Raw genomic sequence first — 12,198 nt, forward strand, 5'->3', positions numbered from 1 at the left:
GTTCCCTCGGTGGTTGAGGTGCGAGCGCAGCGAGCCTCGAAACCACGCGTCCGCCAGGGCACCGTCGCGGACATCCCCGCCTTCCGAGCCCTCGGCGAGGCCGTCGTGCCGCCCACCTACGGCCCGATCGACGAGGCGTACGCCCAGCGGATGCTCGACGAGTGGTGGATCCCGGAGGTCTTCGAGAAGTCACTGGCCCGCAACGCGCACCTCGTCGCCGAGTGGGACGACGAGGTCGTCGCGCTGGCCGACCTCGGCCGGCTCTCGCAGTCCTACCGGCAGTTCCCGCACGTCACCGGCGACCGCGAGGTGATGTGGAAGCTCTACGTGCACCCCGACCACCACGGTCGCGGCATCGGCAGCCGGCTGCTCGCGGAGGTCGAGTCGATGGTCGAGGGCGAGGAGCTGTGGCTCGAGGTCGTCGACGGCAACGACCAGGCCTACGACTTCTACGTCGCCCGCGGGTTCCGTGAGGTCGAGCGGGTCACCGACCGGCAGTGGCCCGACGACGTGTGGATGCGCAAGACACTGGGGACGAGGCCGCGATGAGCCGGTTCCGCAAGTACGACGGTGGCGACCCGCTCGCGCCGCCGGTCGACCTCGCCGAGGCGCTCGACGCCATCGGCCAGGACGTGATGGCCGGCTACTCGCCCGAGCGCGCGATGCGGGAGTTCCTGCGCCGCGGTGGCACCGACCAGGCCGGGCTCGACGAGCTCGCTAGGAAGGTCGCCGAGCGGCGCCGCGAGATCCTCCAGCGCAACAACCTCGACGGCACGATGCGCGAGGTCCGCGAACTGCTCGACAAGGCCGTCCTCGCCGAGCGCGGCCAGCTCGCCCGCGACATCACGATGGACGACGGCGACCGCGCGTTCCGTGAGCTCATGCTCGACAACCTGCCCACCTCCACCCCGGCTGCAGTGAGCGAGCTGGCGTCGTACGACTGGCAGTCCAGCGAGGCGCGCGAGGCCTACGAGCAGATCAAGGACCTCCTCGGACGGGAGCTGCTCGACCAGCGCTTCGCCGGCATGAAGCAGGCGCTCGAGGGGGCCACCGACGAAGACCGCCAGGCCGTGCAGGAGATGCTGTCCGACCTCAACGACCTGCTCGAGAAGCACGCTGCCGGCGGAGTCACGGACGAGGAGTTCCGCGACTTCATGGACAAGCACGGCGACTACTTCGCCGACTCGGACGGGCGCACCCCGCAGGACATGGACGAGCTGCTCGACCAGCTCGCCCAGCGCGCGGCCGCGGCCCAGCGGATGCTCAACTCCATGACGCCCGAGCAGCGCCAGGAGCTCATGGAGCTGTCCCAGCAGGCGTTCGGCTCGCCTGCGCTGATGGAGCAGCTGGCCCGGATGGACGCCCACCTGCAGGCGCTCCGACCGGGCGAGGACTGGTCGGGGTCGGAGTCGTTCGAGGGAGACCAGGGGATGGGTCTCGGTGACGGGACCGGGGCGCTCCAGGACCTCGCCCAGCTCGACGCCCTGGCCGACCAGCTCGCCCAGTCGCACCACGGCGCCCGGATGGACGACGTCGACCTCGACGCGCTGGCCAGGCAGCTCGGCCCCGACGCGGCGGTGGCGGCGAGGACCCTCCAGGAGCTCGAGCGGGCGCTGCGCGACAGCGGCTACCTCAAGCGCGGCTCCGACGGCGAACTGCGGCTCTCGCCCAAGGCGATGCGCCAGCTCGGCAAGGCGCTGCTGCGCGACGTCGCCGACCGCATGAGCGGGCGCTCGGGAACCCGCGAGACCCGTACGACGGGGGTGGCCGGCGAGCCGACCGGGTCGAGCCGGCGGTGGGAGTTCGGCGACACCGAGCCGTGGGACGTGCCGCGTACGATCACCAACGCGGTCCTGCGGGACGGAGGCGCGTCCCCCGTCAGGATCCAGGTCGACGACATCGAGGTCACCGAGACCGAGGCCCGCACCCAGGCGGCCGTGGCGCTCCTCGTCGACACGTCGTTCTCGATGGCGATGGACGGGCGCTGGGTGCCGATGAAGCGCACCGCGCTCGCGCTGCACCAGCTCGTCCGGTCACGCTTCCGCGGCGACGACCTCCAGCTCATCGCCTTCGGCCGGCACGCCCAGGTGATGGAGATCGAGGAGCTCACCGCGCTCGACGCCCGCTGGGACAAGGGGACCAACCTGCACCACGGGCTGCTCCTCGCCAACCGGTTCTTCCGCAAGCACCCCAACGCCCAGCCCGTCCTGCTCGTCGTCACCGACGGCGAGCCGACCGCGCACCTCGAGGCCGACGGCGAGGTCTGGTTCTCCTACCCGCCGCACCCCCTGACCATCGCCCACTCCGTGCGCGAGCTCGACGCAGCGGCCCGGCTCGGCGCGCAGACCACGTTCTTCCGCCTCGGCGAGGACCCCGGCCTGGCGCGATTCATCGACTCGATGGCCAGGCGGGTCGACGGTCGCATGGTCAGTCCCGAGCTCGACGACCTCGGTGCGGCGGTCGTCGGGTCCTACCTCGGCTCGCGCGGTCCCGCGTCGTCCTACCGCGAGCACTTCGGGGACTTCTACGGCGGGGGTCGCGGGTTCTGGGTCTGAGGGCCAGACTTCCCCCATGCCCCGTCTCGTGCAGGTCGCGCAGCGCGCGACCGACCTCGCCGCCACCAGCGCCTTCTACGCCGAGCTGCTCGGAGTCGAGCCGGTCGCCACCTTCGACCCGCCCGGGCTGGCGTTCTTCGACCTCGACGGCGTACGTCTCCTCCTGGACCGCGGCGCCCCGTCGGCGCTGATCTACCTGCCCGTCGACGACATCGACGCGGCCGTCGCCGGGCTGCGGGAGAAGGGCGTGGAGATCACCGCGGAGCCGCACGTGATCTTCGGGCACGACGACGACACCCTCGGCCCGGCCGGCACCGACGAGTGGATGGCGTTCTTCACCGACCCCGAGGGCAGCACGGTCGGCCTCGTCGAGCAGCGCCCGCGCTGACGACGGCGGACCAGCGTGCCGTCACTGCGTGCCGGCAGCCTCCAGCATCCGCAGCAGCTCTGCGCCCATGTGCTCGATGACGGCGTCGAGCGCCTTCTTCGGGCGCACCATGACCGTGAAGTCGACGATCCGGCCTTCGTCGTCCCAGGTGATCATGTCGATCCCGGAGACGTCGAGGCCGCCGACCTCGGTGCGGAACTGCAGCACCGCCGAGTCCTCGCCGAGCCACTCGCGCTTGTAGGCCAGCTGCGGCCCGAGGACCGTGAAGGCGGCGGTGAGGTAGCCGACGACGGTGTCGCGGCCGACCTGGGGCGTGTGCACGGCGGGGCTGCGGAAGACCGCGTCCTCCGCGACGAGGCCGGGCAGGCCGGCCGGGTCACGACTCTCGACCACGGCGTGCCAGCGGGCGAGGGCGGCGGCTGCATCCATGCGCGCCATCGTGCCACCACCGCGACCGCGCCGCCCGTACGCCTCCGTGGTCCCGCCGCGTCAGCGCGGGCTGTGTCCCGCCGCCTCGACCTCCCCGGTGGGGTAGTCCAGTGGGTTGTGGTCGTCTTCCGGCGTCCCGGAGCGGTAGTCCAGTGGGTTGTGGTCGTCTTTCGGTCGGATCCCAGCCACATCTCGCTGGACTACCCACCTGCCCATCCAGATCTCACTGGACTACCCCGAGGAGGCGCGGGCGGGCGGGCACGCGGGCGTACGGCCCTCAGCTGACGGCGAACCCCGGCAGCGACTCCTCGAGGATCTCCCGGAAGGGGATGCTCGCGCTGAGCTGGCTGAGCAGGCCGATGGCGCCGATCCAGGTGCGGTGGATCAGCAGGTAGGACGTCGGCAGGTTGAGCTTCATCGCGAGGGTGAACGCCTCCGAGCGCGGGTCGTTGACCCGCTCGAACTGCTCGCGCATCCAGTCGCGGGTGAAGGTGAAGCGCTCCTGGGCGGCGGGCTCGACGAAGGGCGCGAGGTAGTCCAGCACCTGCCGCGGGTCGACCTCGATCCGGTCCTTGATGAAGCCCTCCGCCCGGAGGCCGGCCACCAGCGACTCGTCGTCGTTGTCGAGCGCGATCCGCATCAACCGGCCGGTGGCGGGCGGCATGCGACCCTCCTCGAGCCGGGCGACGGCGCCGAAGTCGAGCACCCCGAGCCGGCCGAGCCCACCGTCGGCCGCGGGGATGACGCGGAAGTTCCCGGGGTGCGGGTCGGCGTGCAGCATCCCCGTGCGCACCGGTCCCTCGAAGAGGAACCGCACGAAGATCTCGCCGTAGTGGTCGCGCTCCTCCTGCGTGCCCTCGCGGATCACGTGCGCCAGCGAGTGCGCGGAGTCCAGCCACTCGGTCACGAGGACCTCCTCGCCCACCGCGACGACACCGGGGACCACGATGTCCGGGTGGTCGGCGAAGGCCTCGGCGTACGCCGACTGGGCCTCGGCCTCGAGGTGGTAGTCGAGCTCGTCGGCCGCGCGGGCCTGGAGCTCGGCGACGAGCGGCTTGATGTCGAGCCCGGGGAACACCGGGGCGACGCCGCGGGCGAGCCGGGCGATCTGCCGCAGGTCGGCCATCAGCGCCTCGCCGGCGCCGGGGTACTGGACCTTGACCGCGACGTCGCGCTCGGCGCCGTCACCGACGTGGTCGAGCCACCGGCCCCGGTGCACCTGCCCGATCGAGGCCGCCGCGGTGGGCGCCCCGTCGAGCCAGACCAGCCGTTCCTTCCAGTCGGCACCGAGGTGGGTCGTCAGCTGCTGGCGCACCGTCGCGGTCGGCATCGGCGGAGCGGAGTCCTGCAGGGCCGTCAGGTGCTCGCGGTAGGGGGCGGCGACCTCGTCCGGGAGCGCCGACTCGAGGACGCTGAGGGCCTGGCCGAACTTCATCGCTCCGCCCTTGAGCTCACCGAGCGTGCGGAAGAGCTGCTCGGCGGTGCGCTGCTGCATCTCGCTCAGCACCGCGTCGGCGGGCTTGCCGCCGAGCCGCTTGCCGAACCCCACGGCCTGGCGCCCGGCGTACCCGAGGGGGAGGGCGGCGAGACGGGCCGTACGGGCGGCGGCCTTGCGGGGGAGCTCGGTCATGGGGCCCATTGTCCCTGCCCGCACAACGCGTACTCCGGACTCGACTACCGGGCGCGGCTTACGACTCGTCCCGGACCGGGCGTGACCTGCCACACGCTCGCTCGATGAGCGGGCGATGACCTCGACCTCTCGGGAGGAACACGTGCACTCGACCGCGCGTCTCAAGCCCCTGCTCGCCTGTGCGGCGAGCGTCCTCGTGGCCTCGGCCACCTTCGCCGTCGGCGGCACGGCCTCCGCAGCCGGCCCGTCGGCGCAGCAGGCCAACGTCTCCGACTTCCTCGCCGGTCAGCTGGCCGGCCTGACGGGCAGGACGACCGTGATGGTGCACGGCACCTCGATCTCCGCGGCCCGGCAGGCCGTGTCGGGCACCGGCATGACGAAGACCGGTGAGTTCGAGGCCGTCGGCGTCGTGGTCGCCAACGCGTCGAAGAGCCAGATCCAGGCCGTACGCAGCGCGCCGGGCGTGACCTACGTCGAGGGCGGGGCCCAGCCGATCGAGTTCTTCCAGGAGACCTCCAACACCGCGACCCGTGGCGCCGAGGCGGCCGCGACGCTCACAGGAGCCGACGGCTCGCCCCTCACCGGCACGGGCGTCAGCGTCGCCGTGATCGACTCCGGCATCGATCCCACCCATCCCTACTTCAAGGAGGCCGACGGCTCGAGCGCCGTCGTCGCCAACCTCAAGGCGCTCTGCGAGCCGCTGACCGAGACCTGCTCGGTCCAGCGCGTCCCGGGCTCCGTCGACACCGACACCCTCTCGGTGGGCGGCCACGGCACCCACGTCAGCGGCATCGTGGCCGGGCGCCCGACCACGCTGACCGACGGCGGAGAGCTCCAGGGCGCAGCTCCCGGCGCCAAGCTGGTGTCGATCTCCACCGGCGCCGGCATCGTGATCCTCGGTGCCGACTCGGCGCTCAACTGGGTGCTGGAGAACCACGAGGCGCCCTGCGGCGCCGGTGTGCCGGCCTCGACCTGCCCGCCGATCAAGGTCACCAACAACTCCTACGGGCCCTCCGGCGGCGGTGAGTTCGACCCGGAGTCGGCCACCGTCAAGCTCCAGCGCGCGCTGGCCGCCGAGGGCGTCGTCACCGTCTGGGCCGCCGGCAACGACGGCGGCGACGGCTCGGAGAGCCTGACCAACCCGCCCGGCCAGGACCCCACCGGCGGCATCCTCTCGGTCGCGTCCTACTACGACCAGGACACCGGCACGCGTGACGGCGTGGTCTCCGACTACAGCTCGCGCGGCCTCGAGTCCGACGCCTCGACGTGGCCCGACATCTCCGCCCCGGGCGAGAACATCACGTCCTCGTGCCGCCTCTACCTGGCGATCTGCTCGACCGGGCTCGACTTCCGCAACGGCCCCGGAGCGCTCGACATCGGCACCTTCAACACGATCAGCGGCACCTCGATGGCGGCCCCGCACATCGCCGGCATCGTCGCGCAGCTGTTCCAGGCCGACCCGTCCGCGACCCCGGCCGACATCGAACGGGCGTTGAAGGTCTCGGCCCACAAGTTCACCGACGGCGCCGCCTACGAGGCCGGTGACGGCGGGACCACGTCGTACGACAAGGGCCACGGCCTCGTCGACGTCGTGGCGGCAGTCGCGGCCCTGGGGTGAGCACCACCTCACCACTGGGCTGAACAGACCCTCTCCAGGGGGAGGGTCATCGCGCAACAGGGGCGCGATGATCGGCGGGCGGGAGTTCTCGGACTCCCGCCCGCCTTCGGCATTTGGTTGGGTGGAGCCATGGACACCGGCCCCGAGATCGAGTTCAGCGGCGCGGTGGTCGAGTGGCGGGGCCCTGCGCCGTACGTCTTCGTACCGCTCCCGCCCGACGCCGCCGACCTCGTCGACGAGGTGAAGGCCGACGTCGTCTACTGGGGCGTGGTCCCCGTGCGGGCGTGGATCGGCGACACCGAGTTCACGACCGCGATGTTCCCCCGCGAGGACACGTGGTTCCTGCCGCTGAAGGTCGCCGTACGCCGGGCGCAGCGCGTCGAGCTCGGAGACGTCGTCGACGTGAGGATGCAGGTGGGTCGCTAGCCCGGTCGACCGGTCAGGCGGGGGCAGGGGCCGTACGGCTGCGACGGACCGTCAGGTAGAGGCTCAGCGCGACGTAGTAGACGACGTAGGCCACCGTGATCGCCAGCCACACCGGGCTGGGGTCGGGGAGCTGGGCGACCAGCACGCCGTAGCCGACCAGCCAGAGGCAGGTCAGGGCGAGCGTGGGGCCCTGCAGCGTCGAGGTGCGGGACGGGTAGACGTAGCCCACCGGCACGAAGACGAGCACCGCGCACACCAGCAGGACCACGGTCACGGCGACGGGCTCGAGGTCGAGGACCACGACGTAGAACGCGGCGATGTTCCAGTAGCTCGGGAAGCCGAGGAACAGGTGGTCGTCGGTCTTCGCGTCGGCCCGGCAGAACTGGTAGGCCGAGGCGATCAGTGGGATCACCGCCAGCACGGTCGCGGAGGTGCCCTCGCCGAGATAGCCGGCGCTCCAGAGCAGGAGCATCGGCATGAACGCATAGGTGATGTAGTCGACGATGTTGTCGAGGAGCGCGCCGTCGAACGACGGGGCGTACCGCTTGACCTGGACCCACCGCGCGAGCATGCCGTCGGTGCCGTCGACGACCATGGCGACGAGGAACAGCCAGAGCGCGCGGACGGTGTCGCCCTCCACGACGGCGACGAACATCAGGAAGGCCAGGACGACCCCGGAGGCCGTGTAGGCGTGGACCAGCCAGGCGGCGACGGTGTGTCGGTACTGCGATGGGGCGGCCACGCGGCTCCTCGCCTCGGTCGGGTCCTGCTGCGCACAGCGGATCATGTCAGACCCGGATGGGATCCGATGCAACCTCGGGCGGCGCGGCTGCGTCCTCCACACGTACCCCGGCCCGCGGGGCACACGTACGAGAACGGAACAACACCATGCGCAGCACCCTCCTGGGCGCCGCGACCCTGACGGTCGCCGCCACCCTCGCCCTGGCCCAACTCTCGCCGGCCAGTGCCGACAGCATCGGCGTCAAGGACCCGAAGGACCTCGCCCACGGTGTCGACCTCCGGTCGGTCCAGGTCGAGCACAAGGCCCGCGCCATCGTCGTCACCACGACCCACACGGACCTGCGCCGGTCCTTCCGGTCCGGGTCGTCGGGCTCGGTCTACCTCGACACCGACCCGTCCGACCCCGGCCCGGAGTACGTCTTCGCCGGCGGCTTCTTCGTCGGCACCGACTACCAGCTGCTCGAGATCGACGGGTTCTCCAGCACGAGGGAGGGCAATCCGGTCGACGGGTCCTACATCATGCGGGTCGACTACGACCGCGAGCAGGTCCGGATGCGGATCGACCGTGAGGCGCTGGGTTCGCCGGAGGAGGTCCGCGTGGCGGTGAAGGTCGCCGGCTCCCGGCCCGACGGCAGCAACACCCGCCGCGACTGGCTCGGCGAGCCGCGCAGCTTCACCGAGTGGGTCGCCCGCTGAGGGAGGTCCCTCTCGGTGGTCGAGGTGCGAGCGCAGCGAGCCTCGAAACCACGTTGCCCAGCAGGTCCGGGTCGGCTCACTTGACGACCCGGACCTCCTGGGGCCACCCGCAGCCCTCGGCGACCCGCGCCGCCCACATCTTCGCGGTCTCGATGTCGGGGACCTCGATGATGGTGATCCCGCCGAGGTACTCCGTCACCTCCGTGTAGGGCCCGTCCGTGATGAGCATCGTCCCGCTCGTCCCGTCGGCGCTGAACGCCTGCTCCATGTCCTCGACGAGGCCGCCGGCGAAGACGAGGACGCCGGCCTCCTCCATGTCGCGGACCACGGCCGTGGACGGCTCCACCCGGGTCTGGTACCACTCGGCCGGGTGGTCACCGACCCACTGCTGCATGAAGTAGATGGCGTACTGGGTCATGGGAGCTCCTCCGTCACGGCCGCCCCGTGCGGCCTGTCACCACTCTGACGGACGAGGACCCTCCGGATCGACAGCCGCCACGCGTCACCGGGGCCGCGCCACACTGGTGCGATGATCTCCCTCGACCTCGCCCGCCGCCTGCACGACGCCGGGGTGGCGTGGACGCCCGGCAACGGCGACCGGTTCTGGGTCCCCGACCGCGAGCTCGACGAGACGGTCTTCACGGTGAGCGACATGGTCGTCGAGGTGCGCGACCACGCCGGCGGTCGCGTCCTCGCGTTCAACGGCACGACCGAGTGGGCGCTCGACGCCATCGAGGAGCACGAGGTGGTGTGGCTGCCTCGCCTCGACCAGCTGCTCGACCTTCTCGGCCCACGCTTCGTGAGCCTCACGGCGCGCTCGGGCGGGTACGTGGTCCGCGTGCGGTCGGGCCGGTCCGAGCAGGAGCACGTCGACGTCGGTGCCGACGACGCTGCCGCGCGCGCCGTGCTGGGCCTGCTGGAGCAGGGCCGGGCGGGCGGCTGAGGTCGGTTCAGGCCGGCTCGGGGAACGCCACCCCCGTGTTCGCGTGGCACCGGTAGCCGAACGGGTTCTTCGCCAGGTACTGCTGGTGGGCGTCCTCGGCGTAGTAGTACGGCGTCTCGCTGGCGGGCCGGATCTCGGTGGTGATCTCCCCGAGCCCGCGGCGGGCGAGCTCGTCGCCGTAGACCTTGGTCAGCTCGCGGGCGGTCTGCTCCTGCTCGGGGGTCGTCCAGTAGATCGCGGAGCGGTACTGGGTGCCGACGTCGTTGCCCTGGCGCATGCCCTGCGTGGGGTCGTGGATCTCGAAGAACTTCTTGACCAGGTCGGCGTACGACACGACGGACGGGTCGAAGACGACGCGGATGGCCTCGGTGTGGCCGGTGTGGCCGCTGCAGACCTCGTCGTACGTCGGGTTCGGGGTGCTGCCACCCGCGTAGCCGACCGACGTCGACCAGACGCCGGGGAGCTGCCAGTAGATCTCCTCCGCGCCCCAGAAGCAGCCGAGACCGAGGATGGCGACCTCGTGGCCCTCGGGGACCTCGTCGGTGACGACGGGGGCGTCCAGCACCAGATGACGGCCCAGCGACCACATCTGCTGCGAGCGTCCCGGGAGCGCCTGGTCGGCGGTGGGCAGGGTGGTGGGCTTGCCGAATCCGAACATGGCTCCATTGTCGCGCGCCGGGCAAGGGCGGCCCGCGTGGCATAGGTGGAACTACGCGGTCTAGACATCGTGCTGTCACCGATGCGCGACGGGATCGGCAGGAGGACGGTGTCAAGGTCAGCTCATCAGCCGAAAGGAACACGCGTCATGTCTTCACGTCGATCGCTGCGGCAGGTCCTCGTCGCCGTCCTCCTCGGAGTCCTGGTCGGGGGAGGCCTCATGGCCGTCACGCCCGCCGGCGCCGAGGTGAGCAGTGCGGTGGCCACCAACTGGAAGAAGATCTGGAAGAAGAACCTCAAGCCGCTCGCCGACAAGCGCTACTACACCAAGAAGCAGAGCGACGCGAAGTACCAGCCCAAGGGCTCCTACGAGACCGCCGGCTCCGGCTACACCAAGGCCGAGACGTACTCGAAGGCCGAGTCGGACGGGAAGTACCAGTCGAAGACGCAGCTGATCCGCGGGACCTTCTTCGCCGCGGGCGGCTCCACCGCAGGCGCGTCGTTCATCTCCGGTGAGGGCATCTCGCTCGGAGTGACCTTCGCGGCGGTCCCGACGGTGCGCTACATGAAGCTCGGCGACCCGCTGGCGCCCGGCTGCCTGGGCTCCGCGGCGTCGCCTGACGCCCAGCCCGGGTTCGTCTGCGTGTTCGAGACCGCCGTGCTCAACATGAGCACCAACCGCGGCACGCTCGACCTTGCCGGGGGCATCGGGATGACCGCCTTCGGCGGTCCGATCTTCGGCCAGACCGCCGGCGCCGGTGACGGCTACATGCTGGGCAGCTGGGCGGCACGGCCGGGTGCCGTGGCGGCCGGCTCACCCGCGCCCTCCGCGCCGGCAGGAAAGGCCGGCGGACTCGGCTGAGCGTCTCCGGGAGGAACGGCCGCCGCAACCGGGGGGTGCGGCGGCCGTTCCGCTGTCCGGGTCCCGGCGCGCGGGGACTACCCTCGCCATGTGACCCAGGAGCACCGCCACAAGTCCGGATTCGAGACGCGTGCGATCCACGCCGGCTACGAGCCCGACGCGATGACCGGGGCGGTCAACCCGCCCATCTACGCCAGCAGCACCTACAAGCAGGACGGGGTCGGCGGCCTGCGTGGCGGCTACGAGTACAGCCGCTCCGCCAACCCGACCCGTACGGCCCTCGAGGGAGCGCTGGCCGCGGTCGAGGACGGGGAGCGGGGCTTCGCCTTCGCCTCCGGCCTGGCCGCCGAGGACACGATCATCCGGGCCCTGACCCGACCCGGCGACCACGTCGTCATCCCCGACGACGCCTACGGCGGCACCTTCCGCCTCTTCGACAAGGTCGAGAAGGTCTGGGGCCTCGACCACAGTCCCGCACCCGTCGCGGACACCGACGCCGTGGCGGCGGCGATCGAGCAGGGGCGTACGAAGCTGGTGTGGGTCGAGACGCCCACCAACCCCCTCCTCACCATCGGCGACATCGAGGCCCTCGCGACCGTGGCGCACGACGTCGGCGCGCTGCTCGTGGTCGACAACACCTTCGCCTCGCCCTACCTCCAGCAGCCGCTCACCCTCGGCGCGGACGTGGTGGTCCACTCGACGACCAAGTACGTCGGCGGGCACAGCGACGTCGTCGGGGGAGCGGTCGTCGTCCGCGACCTCGACCTCGCCGAGAAGATCGGCTTCCACCAGAACGCCATGGGAGCCGTCGCAGGCCCCTTCGACGCGTTCCTCACCCACCGCGGCCTCAAGACGCTGGGCGTACGCATGGACCGCCACTGCGACAACGCCGAGCGCCTCGTGGCGTTCCTCGACGGCGACCCGCGGGTCGCGGAGGTCATCTATCCCGGCCTCGCCGCCCACCCCGGCCACGAGGTCGCCGCCCGGCAGATGAAGCGCTTCGGCGGGATGATCTCCTTCCGCGTCGCCGGCGGTGAGCAGCAGGCCCTGGCGGTGTGCGAGCGGGCCGAGGTCTTCACGCTCGGCGAGTCGCTCGGCGGCGTCGAGTCGCTGATCGAGCACCCCGGCCGGATGACCCACGCCAGCGTGGCCGGCACCGACCTCGAGGTCCCTGCCGACTTGATCCGCCTGAGCGTCGGCATCGAGAGCGTCGCCGACCTCGTCGCCGACCTCGACCGGGCGCTGGGCTGAGG

General features: G+C 71.5%; 14 protein-coding genes. 9 read left to right on the plus strand and 5 right to left on the minus strand.

Going from position 1 to position 12,198, the window contains the following annotated elements:
* The first annotated feature begins 9 nt into the window (after nucleotides 1–9).
* The 3 genes from EXE59_RS08695 to EXE59_RS08705 are packed head-to-tail and all read left to right on the plus strand — an operon-like array spanning nucleotide 10 to nucleotide 2,943.
* Nucleotides 10–549, plus strand: coding sequence for a GNAT family N-acetyltransferase (locus EXE59_RS08695; protein ID WP_168218452.1), 540 nt, complete (start codon nucleotides 10–12; stop codon nucleotides 547–549).
* Nucleotides 546–2,555 (plus strand): VWA domain-containing protein, encoded by a 2,010-nt coding sequence (locus EXE59_RS08700; RefSeq protein ID WP_135838551.1) that lies wholly within the window; start codon nucleotides 546–548, stop codon nucleotides 2,553–2,555. The genes EXE59_RS08695 and EXE59_RS08700 overlap by 4 nt, the downstream gene beginning before the upstream one ends.
* A 16-nt stretch (nucleotides 2,556–2,571) precedes the next feature.
* On the plus strand, nucleotides 2,572–2,943 hold the full coding sequence (locus tag EXE59_RS08705; RefSeq protein ID WP_135838552.1) for a VOC family protein: 372 nt from the start codon (nucleotides 2,572–2,574) through the stop codon (nucleotides 2,941–2,943).
* 21 nt (nucleotides 2,944–2,964) lie between these two features.
* Here EXE59_RS08705 and EXE59_RS08710 read toward each other — a convergent pair whose 3' ends face one another.
* A complete protein-coding gene (locus tag EXE59_RS08710; RefSeq protein WP_135838553.1) occupies nucleotides 2,965–3,372 on the minus strand; it encodes a nuclear transport factor 2 family protein in 408 nt (135 codons plus the stop codon).
* Between the two features lie 277 nt (nucleotides 3,373–3,649).
* Nucleotides 3,650–5,002 carry an ABC1 kinase family protein gene (locus tag EXE59_RS08715; protein WP_135838554.1) on the minus strand — a complete coding sequence of 451 codons (1,353 nt, stop codon included), beginning with the start codon at nucleotides 5,000–5,002 and terminating at the stop codon, nucleotides 3,650–3,652.
* A 115-nt stretch (nucleotides 5,003–5,117) separates the two neighbouring features.
* On the opposite strand from EXE59_RS08715, the gene EXE59_RS08720 reads away from it, so the two are divergent.
* On the plus strand, nucleotides 5,118–6,620 hold the full coding sequence (locus EXE59_RS08720) for a S8 family serine peptidase (RefSeq protein WP_135838555.1): 1,503 nt from the start codon (nucleotides 5,118–5,120) through the stop codon (nucleotides 6,618–6,620).
* Nucleotides 6,621–6,749: 129 nt separating this feature from the next.
* Nucleotides 6,750–7,046 carry a DUF1905 domain-containing protein gene (locus EXE59_RS08725; protein ID WP_135838556.1) on the plus strand — a complete coding sequence of 99 codons (297 nt, stop codon included), beginning with the start codon at nucleotides 6,750–6,752 and terminating at the stop codon, nucleotides 7,044–7,046.
* Nucleotides 7,047–7,059: 13 nt separating this feature from the next.
* Here the strand turns inward: EXE59_RS08725 and EXE59_RS08730 are convergent, their stop codons facing one another.
* A complete protein-coding gene (locus tag EXE59_RS08730; protein ID WP_246056640.1) occupies nucleotides 7,060–7,788 on the minus strand; it encodes a CDP-alcohol phosphatidyltransferase family protein in 729 nt (242 codons plus the stop codon).
* A gap of 146 nt (nucleotides 7,789–7,934) precedes the next feature.
* Between EXE59_RS08730 and EXE59_RS08735 the strand changes: the two genes are divergently transcribed.
* Nucleotides 7,935–8,483, plus strand: a complete 549-nt coding sequence (locus EXE59_RS08735) for a hypothetical protein (RefSeq protein ID WP_135838558.1) — start codon at nucleotides 7,935–7,937, stop codon at nucleotides 8,481–8,483.
* 76 nt (nucleotides 8,484–8,559) lie between these two features.
* On the opposite strand, the gene EXE59_RS08740 is transcribed toward EXE59_RS08735, so the two are convergent.
* On the minus strand, nucleotides 8,560–8,901 hold the full coding sequence (locus EXE59_RS08740) for a YciI family protein (RefSeq protein ID WP_135838559.1): 342 nt from the start codon (nucleotides 8,899–8,901) through the stop codon (nucleotides 8,560–8,562).
* A gap of 111 nt (nucleotides 8,902–9,012) precedes the next feature.
* Between EXE59_RS08740 and EXE59_RS08745 the strand changes: the two genes are divergently transcribed.
* Nucleotides 9,013–9,426, plus strand: coding sequence for a pilus assembly protein CpaE (locus EXE59_RS08745; RefSeq protein ID WP_135838560.1), 414 nt, complete (start codon nucleotides 9,013–9,015; stop codon nucleotides 9,424–9,426).
* 7 nt (nucleotides 9,427–9,433) lie between these two features.
* On the opposite strand, the gene msrA is transcribed toward EXE59_RS08745, so the two are convergent.
* A complete protein-coding gene (msrA, locus tag EXE59_RS08750) occupies nucleotides 9,434–10,084 on the minus strand; it encodes a peptide-methionine (S)-S-oxide reductase MsrA (protein ID WP_135838561.1) in 651 nt (216 codons plus the stop codon).
* Between the two features lie 147 nt (nucleotides 10,085–10,231).
* Here msrA and EXE59_RS08755 point away from each other — a divergent pair, with 147 nt between their 5' ends.
* Together EXE59_RS08755 and EXE59_RS08760 are read left to right on the plus strand one after the other, a co-directional pair.
* Entirely contained in the window at nucleotides 10,232–10,945 is a 714-nt protein-coding gene (locus EXE59_RS08755) for a hypothetical protein (RefSeq protein WP_135838562.1), read from the plus strand.
* 90 nt (nucleotides 10,946–11,035) lie between these two features.
* Complete coding sequence (locus tag EXE59_RS08760) at nucleotides 11,036–12,196, plus strand: cystathionine gamma-synthase (RefSeq protein WP_135838563.1); 1,161 nt, start codon at nucleotides 11,036–11,038, stop codon at nucleotides 12,194–12,196.
* Nucleotides 12,197–12,198 lie beyond the last annotated feature (2 nt).

Source organism: Nocardioides eburneiflavus, from assembly GCF_004785795.1.
GTDB classification, from domain to species: domain Bacteria; phylum Actinomycetota; class Actinomycetes; order Propionibacteriales; family Nocardioidaceae; genus Nocardioides; species Nocardioides eburneiflavus.

What these genes read in the sequence shown, in the direction of transcription:
- EXE59_RS08755 (WP_135838562.1), top strand. Translation starts at nt 10,232, where the DNA reads ATGTCTTCACGTCGATCGCTGCGGCAGGTCCTCGTCGCCGTCCTCCTC.
- EXE59_RS08705 (WP_135838552.1), top strand. Translation starts at nt 2,572, where the DNA reads ATGCCCCGTCTCGTGCAGGTCGCGCAGCGCGCGACCGACCTCGCCGCC.
- EXE59_RS08720 (WP_135838555.1), top strand. Translation starts at nt 5,118, where the DNA reads ATGACCTCGACCTCTCGGGAGGAACACGTGCACTCGACCGCGCGTCTC.
- EXE59_RS08740 (WP_135838559.1), bottom strand. Translation starts at nt 8,901, where the DNA reads ATGACCCAGTACGCCATCTACTTCATGCAGCAGTGGGTCGGTGACCAC.
- EXE59_RS08735 (WP_135838558.1), top strand. Translation starts at nt 7,935, where the DNA reads ATGCGCAGCACCCTCCTGGGCGCCGCGACCCTGACGGTCGCCGCCACC.
- EXE59_RS08745 (WP_135838560.1), top strand. Translation starts at nt 9,013, where the DNA reads ATGATCTCCCTCGACCTCGCCCGCCGCCTGCACGACGCCGGGGTGGCG.
- EXE59_RS08715 (WP_135838554.1), bottom strand. Translation starts at nt 5,002, where the DNA reads ATGACCGAGCTCCCCCGCAAGGCCGCCGCCCGTACGGCCCGTCTCGCC.
- EXE59_RS08700 (WP_135838551.1), top strand. Translation starts at nt 546, where the DNA reads ATGAGCCGGTTCCGCAAGTACGACGGTGGCGACCCGCTCGCGCCGCCG.
- EXE59_RS08710 (WP_135838553.1), bottom strand. Translation starts at nt 3,372, where the DNA reads ATGGATGCAGCCGCCGCCCTCGCCCGCTGGCACGCCGTGGTCGAGAGT.
- msrA (WP_135838561.1), bottom strand. Translation starts at nt 10,084, where the DNA reads ATGTTCGGATTCGGCAAGCCCACCACCCTGCCCACCGCCGACCAGGCG.
- EXE59_RS08725 (WP_135838556.1), top strand. Translation starts at nt 6,750, where the DNA reads ATGGACACCGGCCCCGAGATCGAGTTCAGCGGCGCGGTGGTCGAGTGG.